The organism is Janthinobacterium psychrotolerans (genome assembly GCF_001677885.1).
Classification (GTDB): Bacteria; Pseudomonadota; Gammaproteobacteria; order Burkholderiales; family Burkholderiaceae_D; genus Janthinobacterium; species Janthinobacterium psychrotolerans.
Genome location: NZ_LOCQ01000061.1, coordinates 1 through 19,645 on the forward strand (window position 1 = coordinate 1; position 19,645 = coordinate 19,645).

The 19,645-nt window shown below is 57.3% G+C and carries 19 protein-coding genes and 1 tRNA gene; 7 read left to right on the forward strand and 13 right to left on the reverse strand.

Features of this window, described 5'->3' with window-relative positions; translation table 11 throughout:
• A partial coding sequence (locus ASR47_RS22120) for an ATP-binding protein (RefSeq protein ID WP_171899020.1) occupies positions 1-491 on the forward strand: 491 nt, incomplete at its 5' end.
• Positions 492-526: 35 nt separating this feature from the next.
• Here ASR47_RS22120 and ASR47_RS27200 read toward each other — a convergent pair.
• The 5 genes from ASR47_RS27200 to ASR47_RS22135 form a co-directional block, all read right to left on the reverse strand.
• Positions 527-856 carry a hypothetical protein gene (locus ASR47_RS27200; protein WP_150127929.1) on the reverse strand — a complete coding sequence of 110 codons (330 nt, stop codon included), beginning with the start codon at positions 854-856 and terminating at the stop codon, positions 527-529.
• Between the two features lies 1 nt (position 857).
• On the reverse strand, positions 858-1,112 hold the full coding sequence (locus ASR47_RS27205; protein WP_150127930.1) for a hypothetical protein: 255 nt from the start codon (positions 1,110-1,112) through the stop codon (positions 858-860).
• Positions 1,113-1,546: 434 nt separating this feature from the next.
• Positions 1,547-1,978 carry a hypothetical protein gene (locus ASR47_RS22125; protein WP_065309980.1) on the reverse strand — a complete coding sequence of 144 codons (432 nt, stop codon included), beginning with the start codon at positions 1,976-1,978 and terminating at the stop codon, positions 1,547-1,549.
• Positions 1,979-2,153: 175 nt separating this feature from the next.
• On the reverse strand, positions 2,154-2,669 hold the full coding sequence (locus tag ASR47_RS22130; RefSeq protein ID WP_150127931.1) for a hypothetical protein: 516 nt from the start codon (positions 2,667-2,669) through the stop codon (positions 2,154-2,156).
• 124 nt (positions 2,670-2,793) lie between these two features.
• Positions 2,794-3,333 (reverse strand): DUF2058 domain-containing protein, encoded by a 540-nt coding sequence (locus ASR47_RS22135; protein WP_065309982.1) that lies wholly within the window; start codon positions 3,331-3,333, stop codon positions 2,794-2,796.
• A 212-nt stretch (positions 3,334-3,545) separates the two neighbouring features.
• Between ASR47_RS22135 and ASR47_RS22140 the strand changes: the two genes are divergently transcribed.
• Entirely contained in the window at positions 3,546-3,857 is a 312-nt protein-coding gene (locus ASR47_RS22140) for a PsiF family protein (protein WP_065309983.1), read from the forward strand.
• Positions 3,858-4,033: 176 nt separating this feature from the next.
• Positions 4,034-5,929: a putative bifunctional diguanylate cyclase/phosphodiesterase gene (locus ASR47_RS22145; protein ID WP_425402760.1), complete on the forward strand. Its 1,896-nt coding sequence runs from the start codon at positions 4,034-4,036 to the stop codon at positions 5,927-5,929.
• A gap of 8 nt (positions 5,930-5,937) precedes the next feature.
• Here ASR47_RS22145 and ASR47_RS22150 read toward each other — a convergent pair whose 3' ends face one another.
• Together ASR47_RS22150 and ASR47_RS27575 are read right to left on the reverse strand one after the other, a co-directional pair.
• Positions 5,938-7,515, reverse strand: coding sequence for a DUF3300 domain-containing protein (locus tag ASR47_RS22150; RefSeq protein ID WP_082989135.1), 1,578 nt, complete (start codon positions 7,513-7,515; stop codon positions 5,938-5,940).
• A 38-nt stretch (positions 7,516-7,553) separates the two neighbouring features.
• Positions 7,554-7,760 carry a hypothetical protein gene (locus ASR47_RS27575; protein ID WP_171899018.1) on the reverse strand — a complete coding sequence of 69 codons (207 nt, stop codon included), beginning with the start codon at positions 7,758-7,760 and terminating at the stop codon, positions 7,554-7,556.
• 86 nt (positions 7,761-7,846) lie between these two features.
• Between ASR47_RS27575 and ASR47_RS22155 the strand changes: the two genes are divergently transcribed.
• Together ASR47_RS22155 and ASR47_RS22160 are read left to right on the forward strand one after the other, a co-directional pair.
• Positions 7,847-10,126: a S9 family peptidase gene (locus ASR47_RS22155; RefSeq protein WP_245714445.1), complete on the forward strand. Its 2,280-nt coding sequence runs from the start codon at positions 7,847-7,849 to the stop codon at positions 10,124-10,126.
• A 180-nt stretch (positions 10,127-10,306) separates the two neighbouring features.
• Positions 10,307-10,726, forward strand: a complete 420-nt coding sequence (locus ASR47_RS22160; RefSeq protein ID WP_065309987.1) for a hypothetical protein — start codon at positions 10,307-10,309, stop codon at positions 10,724-10,726.
• A gap of 6 nt (positions 10,727-10,732) precedes the next feature.
• On the opposite strand, the gene ASR47_RS22165 is transcribed toward ASR47_RS22160, so the two are convergent.
• Positions 10,733-11,413: a hypothetical protein gene (locus ASR47_RS22165; protein WP_245714446.1), complete on the reverse strand. Its 681-nt coding sequence runs from the start codon at positions 11,411-11,413 to the stop codon at positions 10,733-10,735.
• Positions 11,414-11,622: 209 nt separating this feature from the next.
• On the opposite strand from ASR47_RS22165, the gene ASR47_RS22170 reads away from it, so the two are divergent.
• Positions 11,623-11,698, forward strand: a tRNA-Phe gene (locus ASR47_RS22170).
• Positions 11,699-11,876: 178 nt separating this feature from the next.
• Positions 11,877-13,166, forward strand: coding sequence for a DNA methyltransferase (locus ASR47_RS22175; protein ID WP_065310296.1), 1,290 nt, complete (start codon positions 11,877-11,879; stop codon positions 13,164-13,166).
• Here ASR47_RS22175 and ASR47_RS27210 read toward each other — a convergent pair.
• From ASR47_RS27210 to ASR47_RS22190, 5 genes are all read right to left on the reverse strand, one after another.
• Positions 13,143-14,195: a hypothetical protein gene (locus ASR47_RS27210; RefSeq protein WP_150127933.1), complete on the reverse strand. Its 1,053-nt coding sequence runs from the start codon at positions 14,193-14,195 to the stop codon at positions 13,143-13,145. The genes ASR47_RS22175 and ASR47_RS27210 overlap by 24 nt on opposite strands.
• A complete protein-coding gene (locus ASR47_RS27215; RefSeq protein ID WP_150127934.1) occupies positions 14,192-14,869 on the reverse strand; it encodes a hypothetical protein in 678 nt (225 codons plus the stop codon). The genes ASR47_RS27210 and ASR47_RS27215 overlap by 4 nt, the downstream gene beginning before the upstream one ends.
• Entirely contained in the window at positions 14,869-16,941 is a 2,073-nt protein-coding gene (locus ASR47_RS22180; RefSeq protein WP_150127935.1) for a hypothetical protein, read from the reverse strand. The genes ASR47_RS27215 and ASR47_RS22180 overlap by 1 nt, the downstream gene beginning before the upstream one ends.
• A gap of 176 nt (positions 16,942-17,117) precedes the next feature.
• Complete coding sequence (locus ASR47_RS22185; protein WP_065309990.1) at positions 17,118-18,119, reverse strand: DUF4917 family protein; 1,002 nt, start codon at positions 18,117-18,119, stop codon at positions 17,118-17,120.
• A gap of 823 nt (positions 18,120-18,942) precedes the next feature.
• Entirely contained in the window at positions 18,943-19,602 is a 660-nt protein-coding gene (locus ASR47_RS22190; RefSeq protein ID WP_245714448.1) for a hypothetical protein, read from the reverse strand.
• Positions 19,603-19,645: the final 43 nt, after the last annotated feature.

Here is a 19,645-nt window from a genome sequence, read left to right on the forward strand (position 1 = left end):
TGGGCGACTGGGTCAGCGCTGGCCACAGCGTGCTGGTGACCGGCCCCACCGGCGCCGGCAAATCATGGCTGGCCTGCGCGCTGGCGCAGTACGCCTGCCGGCGTGGATACTCGGCGATCTACCAGCGTGTACCGCGCTTGCAGGAAGAACTGCGCATCCGGCACGGCAGCGGTGCCTTCGGCAAATGGCTGCTGCAACTGGCCAAGACCGACGTCCTGGTGCTCGACGACTGGGGCATGGGGGCCATCGACAGCATGACGCGTTCGGATCTGCTGGAGATCATCGACGACCGCGCCGGCAACAAGGCCACCATCATTACTAGCCAACTGCCGGTCGAACACTGGCATGCATGGATCGGCGATGCCACCATCGCCGACGCCATCCTGGACCGCGTCATGCAGCGCAACCACCGTTTCACGCTGACCGGCGACTCGCTACGTGCCCAGCGACCTAAAACAGCCAAAAAGGAGAGAAATATCGACCCATCGTGACCGCACCGACTACAATTTAACCGCGTAACACCATCTCATGCGCAAGTGGGCACGATAGACCGGAATGGGTGGGCGCGTTCACCGAAATACGCATCATGCGGATCAATATAGGGCTGCAGCTTGCCTTTTTTCCACTCTGCTTGCAGAAGCAACCCCCTCCTGTTTTTGGCTTGACCGTACAAATTCAGCATATATCGCGGAATATAGTCCGCTGGCACAAGAAGATGGTTTTCATTGACCTTCAGGTGCAACTCTATTGGCAGCGCTTTACGTGGCGATGCAAACCACGCGAGTACGGCGACACAGAAAAAGGCCAACAATATCTTTCGTATAAAAGATCGCTTGCGCGGGAGCGATTGCGCCATCCTATCTCTCCGGTATCAGGTGCGTCAGGTCGAGCGGATGCTTATTCAGGGGACGCTGGCGTTCAAGCCGAAATAGCCGGTCCATATCCAGTTGCCTGCCCAATTGTTCCGGCGCGGTAGCAACACCCATGCTGCCATCCATCACGGACGGATACTCGAAATGCATCCGCGACCAGACACCATTTTCATAGCGCCAGTTGCCGATCTTATCGGCATCGTCATATGCCTGGAATGGATCGGAGGAATAAGCTGACACTAGGGCGCAATGCCGTTCAGTTAGCTCGCCTACGCTGTCAGGAAACTCGCAAAACGGATTGAGGCCTCGGTCTCCAGCACAGGCCCACCGGGCCAAGCGGGTCCGAAAAATGTCGAGGGCAAGGCGCAGCGACGACGACAGTACGCATGGTCGGCTAGGAGCTGCAACGCAGCCATCGGCATTTTCTCGGACTCGCGTCTCCGGCCCGCCGTTTGTACGTTAGGCCTTACGCATTTAATGCATCAGACAGCTTAACTGAACGGCATTAGACACTAGGGCGCCCATTTTTCCGAACCACGCCACATGCATGGCCGGATCTACACCGCTCATTAATGCGTGGGCCTCCGATTGCGATACGTGTAGTGAAGTAACATAAAAACGTTCATCGAGCATGGTTTGCCAGACTTTTTCTGCCCCTGCGTAGTCGCCTGCACTCAGATATGGCGATAGGGGAATATGTGCGGTCCAGGCGTTTGCGTCCAGCTTGTATCTGTTGAACACCTCGGTGTGATACTGGCAATTTCCTCTACAGGAAGCTGCACAATTTTCCCTAGCGCTATCGAATCAGGCAAATACTTTTCACGGTATGTAAAATCAGCCCGCATCAGATCACGGCCGAACTTATCCCAATCTCGCTCAGTCATGGCTACTTTCAGCTCACCCGCACGCATCTTTGCATAACCATTGGCAATAAACCCGCTGATGGTGTCATTGCGCACCACGCCCGATGCCAGCCGCGCATACCGGTCGCCATTTGCCGCCAGATAGTGCCAGCAAGCCTGACGATTACCCTGTGCCGCGTAATAACGCAGGATCTCCATATCGCGCTCGACCTTGCTGATACTGGCGGCAGCGGCGGCGGACATGCTGCGTCGTGGCAGGGTAGCAGATACGGCAGGGACAACGTCAAACGACGCCGTTCTTGTCCGCAAGGATGGATGGCTGGCCAGCGCCGACTCGTTGCGCGAAAGCCATGCCGCAAAACCGGGACCCAGCCTCGGATTGCGCCTGGCGGCGGCCAGTATGGCTAGCCGCCGCACACTACCATGCCGCATGCCGGCACTCAGGGTACGCAGCAGTGCAGTTACGGCCAGCAGATGAGCATGGGCAAAGTCGGCTGCCACCATGCTGGCGTGTGGCGCTGGCAAAGCGGGAGCCGGCAGGGTCCGCACCCCATATCTTGAGATACGCCCGGCGATATACGGTGCCGGCGTCGTGCAGGCCGGCGACCATCGACTTGCCCAAGGTGCCCGCATCGAATACGTTTGCCAGCAGGCTTTCCAGCATCGCCTTGCCGGCCAGCGTTGCCATGCCCAGGCACAGGGCAATGGCGTGGCAAATATCATTGAATTGAGGCCAGGCGGTGGCAATATCGATGCGCGAGAACTGCCGCCGCAGCAGCCTGAGTGCGGGACCGCTTGCCTGGTCCAGCGATTGCAACAGCCGGCTGGCGCGCTGAGCTGGACGGATCAGGATCGCGCTGTCGTGGCGAGCATGGCTGGCATGCAGCAGTCGCCGTATTTCGCCATCGGCTTGCTGGTCTTGCGCCGCCAGCATGGCGCGCAATCGCTGGCGGGCAGGAGTAAGAGTGATCATGGCGTCTGAGCAGGAAGAATCCTCCAGCATGCCGTCTGCGCCGCGGGAGCGTTGACTTCGCTCAGCGCAGTATCTTAAAACCCGCTTACCACATCAAATCGTCAGGAATCTGGAACGCCGCATACGGATCGTCCTCTTCCACTTGGGTGCTGGCCTGCTTGACGCGCACGACGATGGCCGGGTCGCGCTCGGCGATCTTGTCGGCAATGATGCGCGGCACCAGTTCCACCGCGCCGGCCAGGCAGACGATTACCAGGCGCCCTGCCACCAGGTGGCCTTGCACGGCCGGCGTGACGTAGATGCGTTCGATCTTGTTGTTGAACGTAAAGTTATACGGTACTTCGGCGTGGTTGCCCTTGCTCTGGCGGTTCTTTTGCACCATCTGCGCGATCTGCGCAACGATGGCTTTCTGGTTGGCGGCTGCGTCGCGCTGGGCGTTCAGTTCGCGCGCGCGCTCGGCGTTCTTGCGCTGGGTTTCCAGTGCGGCCAGGCGCACTTCGTCGACACTTTGCGTGCCGCTCTTGCGCTCATCCTTCTTTTGCTTGCTTTTGTCCTGATTGGCCAGCTTGACCTTTTTCTTGTCGACCAGGCCGGCCTTTAAAAATTGCTCTTGCAACGAAACCATGATGACTACTCCGTATTGAAGATGCGTCGGTGGTGACCGGCGGAAAAACGTAAGCATAGCGCAGGACAAACGGCCGGCTCACAAATAGAAACAAAATAAGCCGATTTCGCTGCCAAAGTTGTTGATAAATGTCATATAGTTAGTTACGTACCGCATATTGATGCGCACGCTCACGCAGCACTTACTTAACCGCCTTCTTGCAAGGATCTGCCATGAAACAACTGATTGCTCTGTGTATCGCCGCCTCGTTTGCCAGCGCAGGATTTGCCGTCGCGCAGGACGCGGCCCCGGCCGCCAAGACGGCGCAACAAAACAAGATGACTACCTGCAATGCCGATGCCGCCGGCAAGAAAGGTGACGAACGCAAGGCCTTCATGAAGGAATGCCTGAGCGCCAAGCCGGCGCCGGCCACCGGTACGGCGCAGCAAAACAAGATGAAAACCTGCAATGCCGACGCCAAGGACATGAAAGGCGACGAGCGCAAGGCCTTCATGAAGTCGTGCCTGAGCGCGCCGAAAAAATAAGCCATGCACAGTGGTACTGCGAAGCCAGCCAGCGCGCTGGCTTTTTTCATGCGCACGCCATGCCGGAAAACATGATCAATGATCAAGATGACATCTGCTTGGATCACGCGTAGTATTTACTCAATAGCAACTACAGCGGCGCAGTACCTACCAGAGAGGACGGCAAGGTGGCGGTATTGAATGATCTTGCGCACTGGCGCAGCCAGATATTTGCACGCCTGCTGCAAGTGGTGCTGTTGCTGGGCATCGTCACGGCCATCCCCAGCTCCCTGCTGGCGGCGCGTGAAGGCATCTGGCCGATCGTCGCGCTCGACATGGCATCCATCGCCTGGATCGCCGTCATCTGGTATCGAAGCGGCACGCCCTGGCGCTGGCGCGTATGGCAGTTTCTTGCCGTCATCTATATTGTCGGTATCGGGCTGCTGCTGAAGATCGGCCCGGTCAGCCAGATCTACCTGCTGGCCATTCCCGTGCTGGCGGCTTTGCTGCTGGGCTTGTTGCCGGCGCTGTGGGTGCTGGCGCTGACGTCGAGCTCGCTATTCCTGCTGGGTCTGCACCCCGACATCAGCCTGCAATTGCAGGGCGTACCCGATTCGCCACTGCTGCGTTCGCTGATTGTCACCCTCAACTTCATGCTGATCGCGTCTATCCTGACCTTGTCGACGGCGTTCCTGCTGCAGCACCTCGAGCGCTCGCTCGACCGTCTGCACGCCAGCGCGCTGTCGCTGGAACGCGAAATCGGCGAGCGCAAGAAGTCGGAGCAAGACATCCATCAACTGGCTTTTTATGATGTGCTGACCGGGCTGCCGAACCGGCGCCTGCTGATGGACCGCATCGGCCAGCTGCTGGCGGCCGCGCCGCGCGAGCACGCCATCGGTGCGCTGATGTTCATCGACCTCGATCACTTCAAGCATATCAACGATGCGCGCGGCCACGCCACCGGCGACGCGCTGCTGCGCATGGCGGGCGAACGCCTGGCACAGCTGATGCGCAAGGCCGACACGGTGGCGCGCCTCGGCGGCGATGAATTCGTGGTACTGCTGGCCCACCTGGCCGACGACATGGACAGCGCGGCCCAGGCGGCGGGCCTGGTCGCGGAAAAAATCCGCGCCGCGATCGCGCGCGACTTCGAGATCGGCGCGCAGTCATATCACTGCTCGGCCAGCATCGGCGTCACCCTGCTGCCCAAGACGGGGCAGCAGGCGCACGATTTGCTGCGCGAGGCCGACATCGCCATGTACCGCGCCAAGGCCGAAGGGCGCAACGGCATCGCCTTTTTTGAAATGGCCATGCAGGCCGGCGTGGAGCGCCGCCTGACCATGGAACGGGCGCTGGCGCGCGCGCTCGACGCCGGCCAATTGCGCATGCACGTGCAGCCGCAGCTGGACCGCCACGGCCAGGTGACGGGCGCCGAAATGCTGATGCGCTGGCCACAGGAGGACGGCAGCATGATCGCGCCATCGCTGTTCATCCCGGTCGCCGAAGAAACCGGCCTGATCATCAAGCTGGGCAACTGGGCGCTGCGGCAGGCTTGCCAGGCGGCGGTGCGCCTGGCGCAGGCCGGCCACCACTTCGCGCTGTCGGTCAATGTCAGCCCGGCCCAGTTCCGCCAGCCCGATTTTGCCGCCCGCGTGCGCGCCGCCTTGAACGACTCGGGTGCGCCGGCCGGCGCCCTGGTGCTGGAACTGACGGAAGGGCTGCTGGTCGACAAGCGCGACACGGCGCTGGCGCGCATGCGCGAACTGGCCGCGCTGGGCATCCGTTTTTCGATCGACGATTTCGGCACCGGCTATTCCAGCCTGGCCTACCTGACCTCGATGCCGCTGTACGAACTGAAAATCGACAAGAGCTTTGTCGACGCCACCCCGCACGACACCAGCGGCACGGCCATCGTGCAAGCCATCCTCGGCATGGCCGGCCACCTGGGCTTGCGGGTGGTGGCCGAAGGCGTGGAAACGCAGCAGCAGGCCGACTTCCTGGTGGCCCACGGCTGCGACGGCTTGCAGGGCTATCTGTATGCGCGGCCGATGCCATTGGACGACTTGATGCGGTGGCTGGCGCAGCGGCCCTGATCCGCTATTTAACCATGCCTGTCATGCGGCTCGTGCGGCTCGTGATCCTGGTGATGATGGGCGCTTTGCTCATGTTTTTGCGCATGATGGTCGGCATGTGGCGGCGCCGGCCGGGCTGGCGCCGCATGCACGGCAAGCATGTCCTGGTGGTTGCGCTGGGGCCGGCCATGACCCGTATCATTTTCATGGCGCGCCAACGGCGCGGGCACGGGCGCGCTGGCTCTTTCTTGCGCCATATGCTGCGCCACGGCGTCGGCGTGCTGGCGTTCCATCTGCGGCTGTTGCGGCTGCTGGTGCTGGTGCTGGTGTTGCGGCTGCTGGAAGTCATGCCGCACCATGGGCTGCATCAGCGCATTGCGCGGCGGCGCGGCGACTGCGTGCGTCTGCGGCGCTGCGGCCAGGCGCACCGGCTGTGCCGCTGCCACAGGCAAGGGGCGTGCCCCGGCAACCGTGTCGCGCGCCGCGAAGTGCGGCATGCTCATCATCGCTGGCGCACGCGGCGCGATAGCGTGGACGGCCAGGCGCTGCGAGCGATCGGCCACGCTGCTGATGTTGTTGACCGTGCGGTAGTGCTCGTTGTTATTGGTGACGTTGATATTGTTGACGTGATTGACGACCGTGACCGACTTCGAGACATAGGTCGCGTTGTTGTATACCACCGCAGGACGGCGCCAGCCGCCACCGTAGCCAGGATACGGCGCCGGTCCGCCCCAGTTGACGCCCCACGCACTCCAGACCGGGTCATGGTGATGGCTGACCGCCGCTCCCACCAGTATGCCGATGCCGAACGACAGCGCGCCGGCCGTCACCAGCGTTTCGGTGCTGTATGCCGGCCGCTGATCGACCCAGCCCGGATACACCGGCATCGGCGCCCCGTAGACCACGGTCGGATTGTAGTGCGGCACATAGACGATGTCGGGCGCCGCCGGTTCGATGACGATGGTCTGCGGCGGCGGCGCAATGACGGCCGGCCCGTCGTAGACCGGCGGATACGACGCCCCCCGCGTGGCATAGGCCGGTTCCGACGGACGCACCACCGTCGAGACACGCAGCTGCTGCGAGGTTTTCAGGTTGCCCGACTGCCGGGCGCGCGAGCGCAGCAGCTGGATGGCATTCATCACATCCATGGGATCGTTGACATAAGCCGTACCGAGCGCCGTGGTCCACTGGAGATTGTTTGCCATCTGGCCCAGCACGGTGGGAAACGTGGTCAGCGATTTGACGCTGACGTCCCAGGGCTGGTCGGTTTCGGCCGTTTGCAGCGCCGCCCCTTTCAACGACGGATTCTGGACCAGCCACTGGTTGGCGGCAGCGATCTGTTCCGGATACGTGGCGCCCGCCAGTACCTGGCCCACCAATTTATCGGGGAACAGGGCGATCGGCGCGACCATCTGCGCCAGCTGATCGGCGCTCGGCGGCGTGTACGGAGCTGGTGGGGATGGTTGAGGCGGCTGAGGTGGCGTGGCGGCGACGGCACCCGTTTGCGCCGGCGCGCCGGCGGGCTTGTTGCACCCGGCAAGCACCAGCAAACTCAGTATCAATGACGACGACACCGCAGTCCTGAAACGCCTAGCATGAACATCCATGATCCACATCCTTCTTCGTTGAACGCATGGCTGGGAGATTAGCAGGCTGGTGCCATTGGAACTGTTACCTGTTGTAACGTGCGTGTAACGCTGGCGGCGGGCGCAAGATAGCCAAAAAAGGGACTTAATCTTCCGCCATTTCCCTCATGAAACCCTTTCGCTAAAATACCGGCCGTCCGGCCCGGCGCTTTTCTGCCCATGCCGCCTTTTACTTTCTGTAAAGCGATTTCCGATGCGTCTGGCATTTCCCCTGCTCCTGTCGGCCCTTGCCGGCACCCTCGCCCACGCCGCTCCTGCCACTGCCCCGACACCGATTACGCTGGACCAGGCTATGGCCGATCCCGACTGGATCGGCACGCCCGTCGAAACGGCGTGGTGGGGCTGGAATGGCCAGGTCTATTACAAGCAAAAACGCCTCGGTTCTCCTTTGCGCGACATCTACCAGCTGGCCGGCGCCGGCGCCGCGCTCAATAGCGGCAAGCCGGTGGCCGACGCGCAGCTGGCCAATCTCGATGGCGAGCAGATGGTCTACCAGCGCGATGGCAAGCGCGCCATCGTGCTGCGCAACGGCGACCTGTTCGAACGCGACATCAAAAGCGGCGTGCTGACGCAGATCACGCGCGGCGTGCCGGCCATCAGCGACCCGCAGTATTCCAGCGACGGCGGCGCGGTGCAGTACCGCAGCGGCGACGACTGGTACAGCTGGAACCGGCTCGACCGCCTGAGCGCGCCGGTGGCGCTGCTGCGCGCCGCCAAGGACCCGGACGCCAAACCCGAGGCGGACGCGCAGCGAGAACTGCAGCTGCGCCTGATCGTCAACCTGGCGCGCCAGAAAGAAAACCGCGACACCAGCCTGGCGCGCCGCAAGGAAGAGCGCCGCCTGGACGCCACGCGCGCGCCGGAACCGATTTATTTGGGAGACAAGGTCACGATCTCAGGCAGCGTGCTGTCGCCGGACGGCCGCTGGCTGCTGTTCGTCACGCAGGACAAGGGCGCCGAAAAGGGCAAACTGGGCAAGCTGGCGCGCTACGTGACCGAGACCGGCTACCCGGAAGCGGACGATGAACGCACGCGCGTGGGCCGCAACATGCCGATCGCGCAAACCTTGAGACTGGCCGACCTGCGCACCGGCGCCGTGCGCGAGATCGGCTTCGACACCCTGCCCGGCATCGCCACCGATCCGCTGGCCGCCTTGCGCGCCGAGCAGAAGCTTCCGCCGTTAAAGGGCAACCGCCTGGTACGCGTGGACGCCCTGCGCGACGGCATCGTCTGGAGCGCCGACGGCACGCAGGCGGCAGTGCGCGTGCGCGCCGTCGACAACAAGGACCGCTGGCTGGCCACCGTCGATCTGGCCAACGCCGCCCTGGTGCCGGCGCACCACATCAGCGATGCGGCCTGGGTCAACCGCCGCGCCGACGAATTCGGCTGGCTGCCCGACAACGCCACCTTGTGGTACTTGTCCGAGGAAAGCGGCTACGCCCATTTGTACGCGAAGACCGGCGCCGCACCGGCGCGCGCCCTCACCCATGGCAACTGGGAAGTGAGCAACGTGGAATGGACGCGCGACGGCGCGCGCGCCTATTTCCTGTGCAACCCGCAGCAGCCGGGCACCTATGAAGTCTGCGCCTCGAGCGCGAAAGACGGCGGCGCGCGCGAGGTGACCTCATTGAAAGGCGTGGAGAGCTTCGCCCTGTCGCCGGACGCCGGCAAGCTGCTGGTGCGCTATTCGGCAAGCTACCTGCCGGCGCAGCTGGCCACCGTGCCCGTATCGAGCGGCAAGGCGAACCTGCTGACCGATACCCGCAGCGACGCCTTCAAGGCGCGCAACTGGGTCATGCCGCAACTGGTGCAAGTGCCGTCCACGCACGGTGCGGCGCCGATCTGGGCCAAGCTGTATCGCCCGGCGCAGCTGGAAGCGGGCAAGCAGTACCCCATCGTGATGTTTGCCCACGGCGCCGGCTACCTGCAGAACGTGACCGAGCGCTACCCGGTGTATTTCCGCGAGCAGATGTTCCACAACCTGCTGGTTGAACAGGGTTACATCGTGCTCGATGTCGACTACCGCGCCTCGATGGGCTATGGCAGCGCCTGGCGCACCGCCATCTACCGCCAGATGGGCCACCCGGAACTGGAGGACTTCATCGATGGCGCCCACTGGCTGGCGGCACAGCACCAGGGCGACCTGAAAAACGTCGGCATCTACGGCGGCAGCTATGGCGGCTTCATGAGCCTGATGGCCCTGATGCGCGCGCCCGAGCTGTTCAAGTCCGGCGCCGCGCTGCGCCCCGTGACCGACTGGACGACGTATAACCACGAATACACGGCCAATATCCTGAACACGCCCGAAGTCGATCCGCAAGCCTATAAAATCTCGTCGCCGATCGAATACGCCGAGCAGCTGAAAGGCAACCTGCTGATCGCGCACGGCATGATCGACGACAACGTGTTCTACCAGGACTCGGTACGCCTGTCGCAGCGCTTGATCGAGCTGAAAAAGGACAACTGGGAAATGGCCAGCTACCCGATGGAACGCCATGGCTTCGTGCAGCCGGAAGCGTGGTATGACGAGTATCGCCGGATTTATCAGCTGTTCCAGCGGACGTTGAAATAAACATCGATGGCGGTATCACGTAGGTCGGATTAGCGGCGAAGCGGCGTAATCCGACAACACCGCTGGCGCCAACAATGTTGTCGGGTTACGGTCTTTCGGACCTGACCCGACCTGCGCGAGATTACCTCTACGATGCAAATCACGCTTGCCACGCCATCAACTCTGGCACATCATGCAACGATGAAAACCCCTGCCCTCCCCACCCTGCTGCGCGCCGCCTGCGCCAGCCTTTTTGTGCTGGCCGCCACGGCTTGCGGCACCGCCCCCACCGCCACGCCGGCACCCGCCCCTGGTGACGCCAAGCTGGCCGAACAGATCAAGGCGATAGTAGGCGACGCCGCCTGCGACGCGCCCAAGCAATGCCAGACCATCGCCATCGGCGCCAAGGCCTGTGGCGGCCCGGAGCGCTACCTGGCATGGTCAAACAAGAGCAATGACGGCAAGCAATTGACGGCGCTGGCCCGGGCGCAAGCCGAGGCCAGCCGCAAGCTGCAGCAGGCGGACGGCATGATGTCCGCCTGCGCCATCGTCACCGACCCGGGCGCGACCTGCGAGGCGGGCCGCTGCGTGCTGAACAAGGGTATCGCCCCGGTCATGTAAAGCGCGTCAGGACTGCAGCTGCAAGGTCTTGACGAGTTTGGTTTCCACTTTCTCGCCCGCGCCCGAGATCGCGTGCCGACTTTCCTTGCGCAGCAACAGCAGATGGTCGCCAGAAACGCCATACTGGCGCGTCTCGTCCGTCTTCTGCGCGAAGCTGACCACCACGAAGGCGCGCCCGCTGACATCGACGCGGAAACTGCTGCCCAGCGGCGTGCCATCGGCCGCGATCCACACATCGATGCCGCCATCGAACTTTTTCACATACTTGCGGTCTTTTTCGGGCACCTTGTCGATCGACAAGCTAAAGCTCAGCTTGCGCGCCGGCTTGCCCTTGTAGCTGTCCATCTTTTCGCCGCTGAACACCGCCTCGTCAAGCTCGCGCGACAAGGCGCCCGCCGCCGATACCATGGCGCGCAGCTCCGTCCCCTTCAGCTCGCCCAGCGCGAAGTCGGTCGAGGTCTTCGCCTTCGGGTCTTTCACTTTCGCGCGCTGCTCGGCCTCCACTTTCGCCAGCAACTCCTTGCTGTACAACACCTGCAATCCCGCCACGCCGCTGTCGACCACCACGCTGGCCTGGCCGCTATCCTCCTCGGCGTCCTTGCCCTCGCCTTCCCGGCGCCAGGTGGATGAGTCCACCTGCGCTTTCACGGGCGACTGCCCCTGCAGCCTGGCAAGTGCCGCTTTCATATCGGCCAGCCCATCGGCCCGCGCCGTGCCGCAAACCATACTCAACAGCCCGGCCGCAGCCAGGCATCGCACACCACAGCGTAACTGCATCGTCGCATCCCTTCAGGTCGTACAAGGATGCCAAAACACCATGTTTTGGCCATCTGTTGCATTTGAACACAGGATGCACTGGTCAGGTAGAAACTCTTTCTGCTATAATTCGCCGCCTTGGCCTGGTAGCTCAGTCGGTAGAGCAGAGGATTGAAAATCCTTGTGTCGGTGGTTCGATTCCGCCCCGGGCCACCAAGAATAAAGTTCACAAAACGCCAACCCATGCAGGTTGGCGTTTTTGTTTCCGATCAGCGAATTTCTTGTCTCCGGTATATTTCCGGTCAGCTGGGGTTTAGAGTGTGGTGAACAGTCGGAATGAGCGTACTCTGAAGTAGACTGCTTCGATCTAATGGCGTACAACGAGACTACACGAATGCTAGCTGAAAACAGGGAATTTAATGATTGGGTTAACGGGTGGACAACTCCCGCTCCCAGCACTTATCAACGGAGCGACTCCCTTGCATTTCAGCGGTGGTTTAAGTTCAAGGAAGCATTTTCTCCCTCGCTAGTCAAAGACGTAATAGAGTCTTTACCGCAGAGACCCGTTCGCATACTTGATTGCTTTGGCGGATCCGGCACAACAGCTGTAGTGGCCGCAATGCTCGGAATCGATTCAACTCTGATTGAAGTCAATCCGTTCTTGGCTGATTTGATCGAAGCAAAGCTAGGTTCTTACGAGGACTTCGATATCCCGACTGAAGCGCTTGCAGTTCTGGCTGCGTCAGAGCAAGTATTGGTTCCTGTGGAAAAGCTGCGCGGGCGGCTTCCCCCAACTTTTCTTGAGCCCGGCAAGAAGGAACGCTGGATCTTCGGTAAAGAGGCAGCAGTTGCAATAGAGCAGCTTAGAACTGCTATTCTAGACGTCCAGGCTCTCGCACTCCAGCGACTTTTTCGCGTCGCTCTTGGCTCTGTTTTGATCGATGCAAGCAATGTTCGTATCGATGGTAAGGCGCGACGATACAAAACAAACTGGAAAACACGACGTATCGAAGCCACGGCAATTCGACAGCTTTTCGTCGACATGGTGGCTCGGATGGTGGAAGATATCGCGCGATTTCCTTCTAAGAACGGGGACAACGAGATCTTGCGCGGTGACTCACGTGAAGTGCTGAAAAGCCTCCCTGCGAAAACGATCGATCTCGCTATTTTTTCTCCGCCTTACCCAAACTCATTCGACTATACGGATATCTACAATGTCGAATTATGGATGCTGGGGTATTTCGACGTAGCTGCCGACAACACTAAACTTCGACTTCAGACTCTCAGATCACATGTTCAAGTAAAGTGGGAATCTCCAATATCTTTGCTTGGAAGTAAAACACTTGACTCAACACTAGAACTACTCCGCGCCAAGGCATCTCAGCTTTGGGATAAGAGGCTTCCAGAGATGGTGTTTGCGTATTTTTGCGATCTTGACGAAATAGTACGAGGGATTGTCAAAACACTAAATTCCGATGGCCACATTGCGATCATCGTGGGAAATTCGGCATACGCTGGGATAACAGTGGATTCGAGCGAGATCCTTAAAGAGATCGCCCATCACCATGGACTTATTGTCAAAAAATGTGAGTCGGTTCGTGTGATGCGCACTTCCTCACAACAAACAGCCGGTACCAAAGAACTCGACGAATGGCTTATCTTACTTGCCTTCGCAGTCCATTGATGCCAGCACAGCGTGTCTAACCGAAGTGGCATTGGGATAGACTTTATAGGGCCGCAGCTTTACATTATTGGTAACGCAATCGACCCTAGCTTGCACAAATACCTCATCCAGCATGTCTCGTCTCATGTCGTAAGTACAGATATATTTATTGGTAGCATCCTGAAAGTACGTAGTAGCCTGAACAACTCCTCCCACCAAGTGCGCAATTGTCGTGCTCGAAGACACCGCTATTCCAGTAGATCCATACTGTCTGATCGCCTTTAGCTCCAAGACCACCTTCCCCGCCTCTTTCGAACTGCCTGGTAAAATCAAGATATCAATTCGGCCAGGCGCGACTTTAGTTTCGGACAGAATCACGTAATTTTTGAATACCGCACGCAATGCTATAAGTAAAAATTTCTGTATTGTTACCTCCGCTTCTTTAATCGGCCAATATTTTGAGGCGTCGGTCCATAATTCGGATCGTAACTCATCGCATGGCAAATTCGTCGCTGCGAATGAATCGAGCTCGGCAGTAAGAACCTCGTCCGACATTGGCGAGCCATCGTGGGAAGCAGGGATCAATACTCCGTGATCGTCCGCATGCTTTATTCCCCTTGGGAGAAATAGTATTCCGTCGTCAACAAGCCCAACTACAATCGTTGGCAGTTCATCAAGGCCGGCAGTTTCTACGGCTTTGCAGTTGAGTTGATGTTCCTCGCCTGTAGCAGGTAACTTCCAACCGTTTCCTGTAGGAGAACGGCCGACCAAATATACTCCGCATTCTGGGCGATTTGAATACATGCCAAGCTGAAAAATTTTGGCACAGCTTTTTTCCATTCCAATTACGCTTGGAGTTTTGCAAAAAACGAGCATGATAGGAGCCGGTGTGGAGGCGGTAGGTTTCCAACTTTCGAAGCTTCGATGCCACCTCTGGTCCCAAGGCACTGGATCCGCATCAGATGCAGCGCCTACTCCACTCGCACTAGCGCTATCGAGTAAGGCAAGGTCCACACCACCGAACTTAACGTCGAAATCATCAATACTCATTCAGCGCCCCCTTCAGCAGAAAACGCTGCGAGGTACCGGTTGTAGATATTTACGCTCACGGATGGATCAGACTCCAGCGATTGGCCTATTTTCTTTGATAATCTGTCAATCGAATTTGCTGTCGCGTTAGTATTTACCCAGTCACCAAAATCCACTACCTCACCGTTAGCGACAGTTGTATCAGCGTAATTACCGTCTCGGCTCTTTAGGCTCTCAATGGACAAAGATAGGCGATTTCTCGAATAAGCCATGGCTGCTGATCGCAAAGAGTCCCCAATGCGGGAAAATTCCCGATGCAGTGCACGGCACTGCGACTCGCAATTCAAGCCACGTGCGGAAATCGAGTACGATACATTCCGTACAGCCTTCGACCTATCGACCACGATGTCGCTTACTATCACAAGCCCCATTCCAACTAGCCGATCAATTTCCCACAACAGCTCCGGGTAAAGAGGACCATCATTCTCCTTCAGGACCGTAGGATCCAGCGGAGTAACGCCGTAGCACTTTGCTACGGCGTTTGCAAGATAGGCCAAGATATTGAAACGTTTCAATTCAATCGGAGAACACCCTACTTCCTCCACGCCCGACAAAAGCGAGAGAATCCAAAAACGACGATACAACATTTCATCTCCGCCTCCGATAAAGTTACCCGCTGGTTTGCTTGGATTCATTATATGCCCGCCATAGCCTTGTCAAACTGGGTCTGATATTCCGCAGAAAAATCACGCAGAGCGGCACTTTTAGCAGCAAAATCAAGTAGGTTTAATACATTTTTTGACACATCAGTTTCAAGCTTGGTAGATGCGCCGTGGCTATCAAGGAGCCCTAGCAAAGCTGGGATCATTTGGCTCCCGTTGAGGTTCGATGACGCAATAATTGTGGAACGCTCGCCCTCTCGTTTAAGCGCAAAATCATTCAATGCAGCCCCAGCCTTGGGTATAAAAACAGCGTCCAAATTGGCTTCCGGAGTTTCAATGATGAGGGTGCATGCATGCTTTCCGGAAGACGCGGAAAGCACTGCCATACGGAACGCCAGTTCAATGAATTCCTTTTGAGATTCAGAAACGGAACCGGTGTCTTCACGCGGTGTTCCCGTTTCCCGAAACACTCCCGATGTCATCAAGACATGGAATTCCGGGAACAATAACGCAACCGGTGAGCTTGACTGTCCGATATTACGTGCGGCAGTACGAAAAGTTAATTCACATTTTTCCGCCAAGAAGTGCGCAATAATTCTTTGAAAATCTTCAATTAACTGTTCTTTAAAATCAGCGACATTCGCTGAAATTTCTTCAATGAGAACGCGTAACTGCCCCAGCGCGTCATTTTTCTCCATCTTATAATCATCTACAGATTCTTGAAGTAGTTGAAGTCGCTCACGAGAGTTGTTTACGCCACCACTACTTACAATTCCTGCCGCCCGCTCGACTACCTCTAACTTCTGCCTGGACGCTCGCAGATCTCGCTCAATTTCATACTTTTCTGCTTGTACCTTAGAATAATTTCTAATTGCAGCATTTTCTTCCGCCTCCGCCTTCACTGCAGCAGCTTTGATGCTAGCAGAACGCTGAATCAGGTCGTCCAACTCGTGGCTATTGGCAGCAGCATCGTCCGATGCCGCAGTCTGCTCTTGTTCAAGAGGATCAGCATCACATAAAGGGCAATGCAATTTTTCGTGAATACGCTTACGGGCCACTTCGAGATGTGCAGCATCTACGCTGCCGCAAACAATGCAGCCCCGCAATGCCTCAATCGACGCAATGGCAAACGCCCCGTAATCGCTAAGTTTCGGAAAAATTGAAGCAAGAAGAGTCTCACGCAGTTCGCGCTCTTTCTGAGATAATTTTTCTGCGTCACTACGTAGCCTAGCAGCGTTATCCCTACATTGAATGCGTTCCACATCGTAGGAAGCTAACTGCGTCTCGACACGCTCAGATCGGTAGACTAGGCCGTCAACCTCTGCCCGCAACAACCTCAAATCCTCCGGACTTGCTTGCGCAGACTCCCTTTCAAGTCGGGCAAGCTTCTTTTGCTCGCCCGTCAATACCGACTGAATATTCCGGGCTTGGCTATCTGCAGATAAGGCGCTATTGAGAAGGCCTTTGTAATTGGCCTGAGTAGAATCGGGCAAAAACAGTATTCGAAATACTTCTGTCTGGGCCCATTTATCCCATACTAAAGAACGGCGATCCTCAAGATAAAAAACGAGATATTTTAATAGCAATACCCAGTCAAAAAAATCATCCAAACCCGCTAAGTTTGCCACTACTGCTTTGTATGTATCTTCAAGTTCAGTATGAACTGGCAATGCTGCGCCTGCCTCATCCGGCACAACAGAAACTAACGATAAATCCTTGAGCGACCGGGTGATGGTTATAGTACGATCTCTAAGGCGGAACCGAAGAGTTGCAGTTGCGCTTGCTGCACGATCTGGAACACGAACCGCAAATACTGAATTGTCAGACTTTGTCAATTTCCGCTGCGCTCCCCCAAGCTCTTCGCCCTCGCGCAGGTCCCGATCACCGGTAAGCATCCGGTAGAGCAATAGCAAAAGCGTCGTCTTGCCAATCCCGTTAATCCCCAGAATAACGTTGACGCCTGCTCTGAATTCATGTGATAGGCCGACGGCGTCTTCTTTACCAGGGTAAAGAACGTAGCCATCGACATCAATGTGCTCGATCACGGGAAAATATATTTGGCGCACCGACAAGGCTTTTGCGGCGCTAGCATCTGAATTTTGCATAATTTATTTTTTATAGTTTCGCAAATGGCGGTCTCTTCCGCAAAATTTTTATCTTATGTTGCATCGTTTAGCCACCAACAAACCAAATATTTGGCAAGCTCCGAAATTCCGTTCGATCCGATTAGCGTAAACTGGAAACTGATGTGAGACCTATGCACACGCGATCAATCATCAATTTACGTATGAATCCAGCAACCCGAGCTTTCGGCGTCAAAGAAATATATTTCAGCAACACCAATTTCCTGAAGCACTTCTTGTAATCGCTGCGCCTCGTTTTGATTATTTCGGAAAACCGAAACTGCTACTGCGCGGAGGGCGTTACCCCTAGCTATCTTCACCTGTTCGCGTATGTGCATATCCTGCGGAGAGGCATTCCAGCCGTAAATCACAAGGGTCTCTCCTAGCGCTGGAATGACTTCTCGAAAAACTCGCTGTAAGTAGGTTGAACTTTCAATCGACCTCTTTTTATGTTCTGCAGTTCCCTCACAAACAAACAATGGAGAAAAATTGTTCAACTCCCATTCGGCAAGTATTTTTTCCAGCAAATTTGAATTATTTCCAGCTGCAATCTTACATTCTTCAAAATCTGATGTTCTCGCTAAAACAAGATTTCCGTGAGGGTAGAAAACCAAGCAGGCATCAGTCATTCGCCCCCAAAATTCCCGACGGCTCTGCCAGTCATCGACAAATTCGCCGTAGAGGAAACAGTCCTTGAACCAAGATCCGCCTAAGGCTGAATTTCCAGCCATCATGGCCCAATAGACGGTCAAATCGTAATTCAGCGAGACCACCGTCCTGAACTGTTGCATAAAGGCCCACATTGCTTGAAAGTGCGGCGCTGCATCGTCGTACTTCACATGACTGTCGCGAACAGTCGCGATAAGGGCATTTCTTACCAATTTATAGGCTGCTTCAACAGGTCCCGGAGCAATGGCGAGCGCCGTGTTTACAAGTTGAGCTTGCCACAATCGGCGCAGCACCAACTCGAAATCGTTCGTCCTAAAAGCGGCAAACACACCGGCGACCTCCTCGGTAAGGTGTTGTCTTTGCTGCGCGACTTCGTACAAAGACTCGTACCCGAACCCCGGATGCAGTGCCATGCTAGCCCCATTCCCTAGCAACAGCCCCCCTTTGTGAAACTGCTCTCGAATGGCATTCCATTGAACTATATCAGGCATCTAATTTATCTTCTGAATTTTTTCACGCTACCGTATATTAGCTGGAAAATTTGCGCAAAAGGAACGAGTCGGTTGTTTTTCGCAAATCAATCATGATTTATCGATATATTATTTTTTCGGTTGCAATCAAACCACACCGCGCATTCATTGCGAAGAGTCCGCATCAGAGATCAGAGTTCAAGCAGAAATCGCACTAGAACTCGTCTATTCAACTCCTTCCAAAAGAAATACTGTACGAACATCACAGCACGGCCGACTTGGCAATGAATGGAGAAGAGAGACATCATCCATAGACGATATGTAGGCTGTGACTATACCAAGGACAACCCAGAGGCCCTAGATGATGTTCTCAATATCTAGGAAAATTTTTGAATGATTATCTAGATTATTTTTCGCCGGTCTTTTCGTAATGAACTCAGAACGGATGGCCAAAGCTGAAATCGTAGCACTAAGGAAATGACTCCACCCATCCGTTCCTCTGTACTGAAACCCACTGGTCCGCAGCCGGTCCTGTGTTCAGTTTTCGCGGCCCTAAGCGGCACTACGCTGCCATTAGGCTTGCGAGGAGTAGGCAGAGCCGCTACGCGATGCACCAGCGTGTTTGCTGGCGTATTGGATCGGCAACGCCCCATGAAAAATTGGCAGGCTGTGGCAGAACTTTAGTCCAGCGAGTCGCTGGTACGTTCGGTAACGCAGCGCGAAGATTGAAAAACCTTGTATCGGTTGTTCGATTCCGCCCCGGGCCACCAGAAATTCAGCGGTACAGGTCAAAAACGCCAACCTCCGGGTTGGAGTTTTTGTTTCCGCGAAAGATATTCCAGATTCACATCGCATGCGGTGGCACGGAATCCGTCCCATGCACGGTGTCCATGCTCATTATGCCGCCACCACCGCCCCCACCTTTATTCCCCGATTTGTCCCCATCCGCCTTGCCCCGTCCTGCGCTCCCCTGCGTGCGCGTCGGCCCCTGCAATGGAATTACGACATCGTCCGGCATCGGCCCCAGGTCGAGCGCGCTGCGGATAAAGCTGCGCAGGCTGATGACCAGTTCGGCCGTATGGATCGGACGGCCCGCCGCCAGGTCGCTGGCCGCCTGCCCGGCCAAGCGGCAGTGTTCTTCGGTACCGAGCAGCAGGATATCCGCCAGGGCGGCTTCGACCGCGTCGCGGATGCGGCGTGCGCGCTCGGAACTGGCGGTCGCGGTATCTGGCTGCCCTTCCCCGCCGGCTAGCGCGCGCTCGCGCAGGTCGCGCAGGTGGGTCGGGTCGACTGTCAGCTGCCCGGTAAATGAGCCACCCAGGGTGCGGTAGGCCGCCATCAGGGTTTTCACGCGCTCATTGATCTGCCGGTTCATGCGTTCGCGGCGCTGCTGGATGGTCTGCATCATCAGCATGCGGATGCCCACGCCCAGCAAGGTAAATACCGCCAGTCCGACGATGGTGGTCATGGCCGCTTCCCAGGAACTGAAATCGATATTGCGCATGGCGGTCTCGCTGCTGATTGTCGATAAGAAGCAGTGTACATGG

Excerpts from the sequence above, each read along its gene's own strand:
- ASR47_RS27200 (WP_150127929.1), bottom strand. The coding sequence starts at position 856 with ATGGCGCAATCGCTCCCGCGCAAGCGATCTTTTATACGAAAGATATTG.
- ASR47_RS22125 (WP_065309980.1), bottom strand. The coding sequence starts at position 1,978 with ATGTCCGCCGCCGCTGCCGCCAGTATCAGCAAGGTCGAGCGCGATATG.
- ASR47_RS22130 (WP_150127931.1), bottom strand. The coding sequence starts at position 2,669 with ATGCTGGCGGCGCAAGACCAGCAAGCCGATGGCGAAATACGGCGACTG.
- ASR47_RS22135 (WP_065309982.1), bottom strand. The coding sequence starts at position 3,333 with ATGGTTTCGTTGCAAGAGCAATTTTTAAAGGCCGGCCTGGTCGACAAG.
- ASR47_RS22140 (WP_065309983.1), top strand. The coding sequence starts at position 3,546 with ATGAAACAACTGATTGCTCTGTGTATCGCCGCCTCGTTTGCCAGCGCA.
- ASR47_RS22150 (WP_082989135.1), bottom strand. The coding sequence starts at position 7,515 with ATGGATGTTCATGCTAGGCGTTTCAGGACTGCGGTGTCGTCGTCATTG.
- ASR47_RS27575 (WP_171899018.1), bottom strand. The coding sequence starts at position 7,760 with ATGCCAGACGCATCGGAAATCGCTTTACAGAAAGTAAAAGGCGGCATG.
- ASR47_RS22155 (WP_245714445.1), top strand. The coding sequence starts at position 7,847 with ATGGCCGATCCCGACTGGATCGGCACGCCCGTCGAAACGGCGTGGTGG.
- ASR47_RS22160 (WP_065309987.1), top strand. The coding sequence starts at position 10,307 with ATGAAAACCCCTGCCCTCCCCACCCTGCTGCGCGCCGCCTGCGCCAGC.
- ASR47_RS22165 (WP_245714446.1), bottom strand. The coding sequence starts at position 11,413 with ATGAAAGCGGCACTTGCCAGGCTGCAGGGGCAGTCGCCCGTGAAAGCG.
- ASR47_RS22175 (WP_065310296.1), top strand. The coding sequence starts at position 11,877 with ATGCTAGCTGAAAACAGGGAATTTAATGATTGGGTTAACGGGTGGACA.
- ASR47_RS27210 (WP_150127933.1), bottom strand. The coding sequence starts at position 14,195 with ATGAGTATTGATGATTTCGACGTTAAGTTCGGTGGTGTGGACCTTGCC.
- ASR47_RS27215 (WP_150127934.1), bottom strand. The coding sequence starts at position 14,869 with ATGAATCCAAGCAAACCAGCGGGTAACTTTATCGGAGGCGGAGATGAA.
- ASR47_RS22180 (WP_150127935.1), bottom strand. The coding sequence starts at position 16,941 with ATGCAAAATTCAGATGCTAGCGCCGCAAAAGCCTTGTCGGTGCGCCAA.
- ASR47_RS22185 (WP_065309990.1), bottom strand. The coding sequence starts at position 18,119 with ATGCCTGATATAGTTCAATGGAATGCCATTCGAGAGCAGTTTCACAAA.
- ASR47_RS22190 (WP_245714448.1), bottom strand. The coding sequence starts at position 19,602 with ATGCGCAATATCGATTTCAGTTCCTGGGAAGCGGCCATGACCACCATC.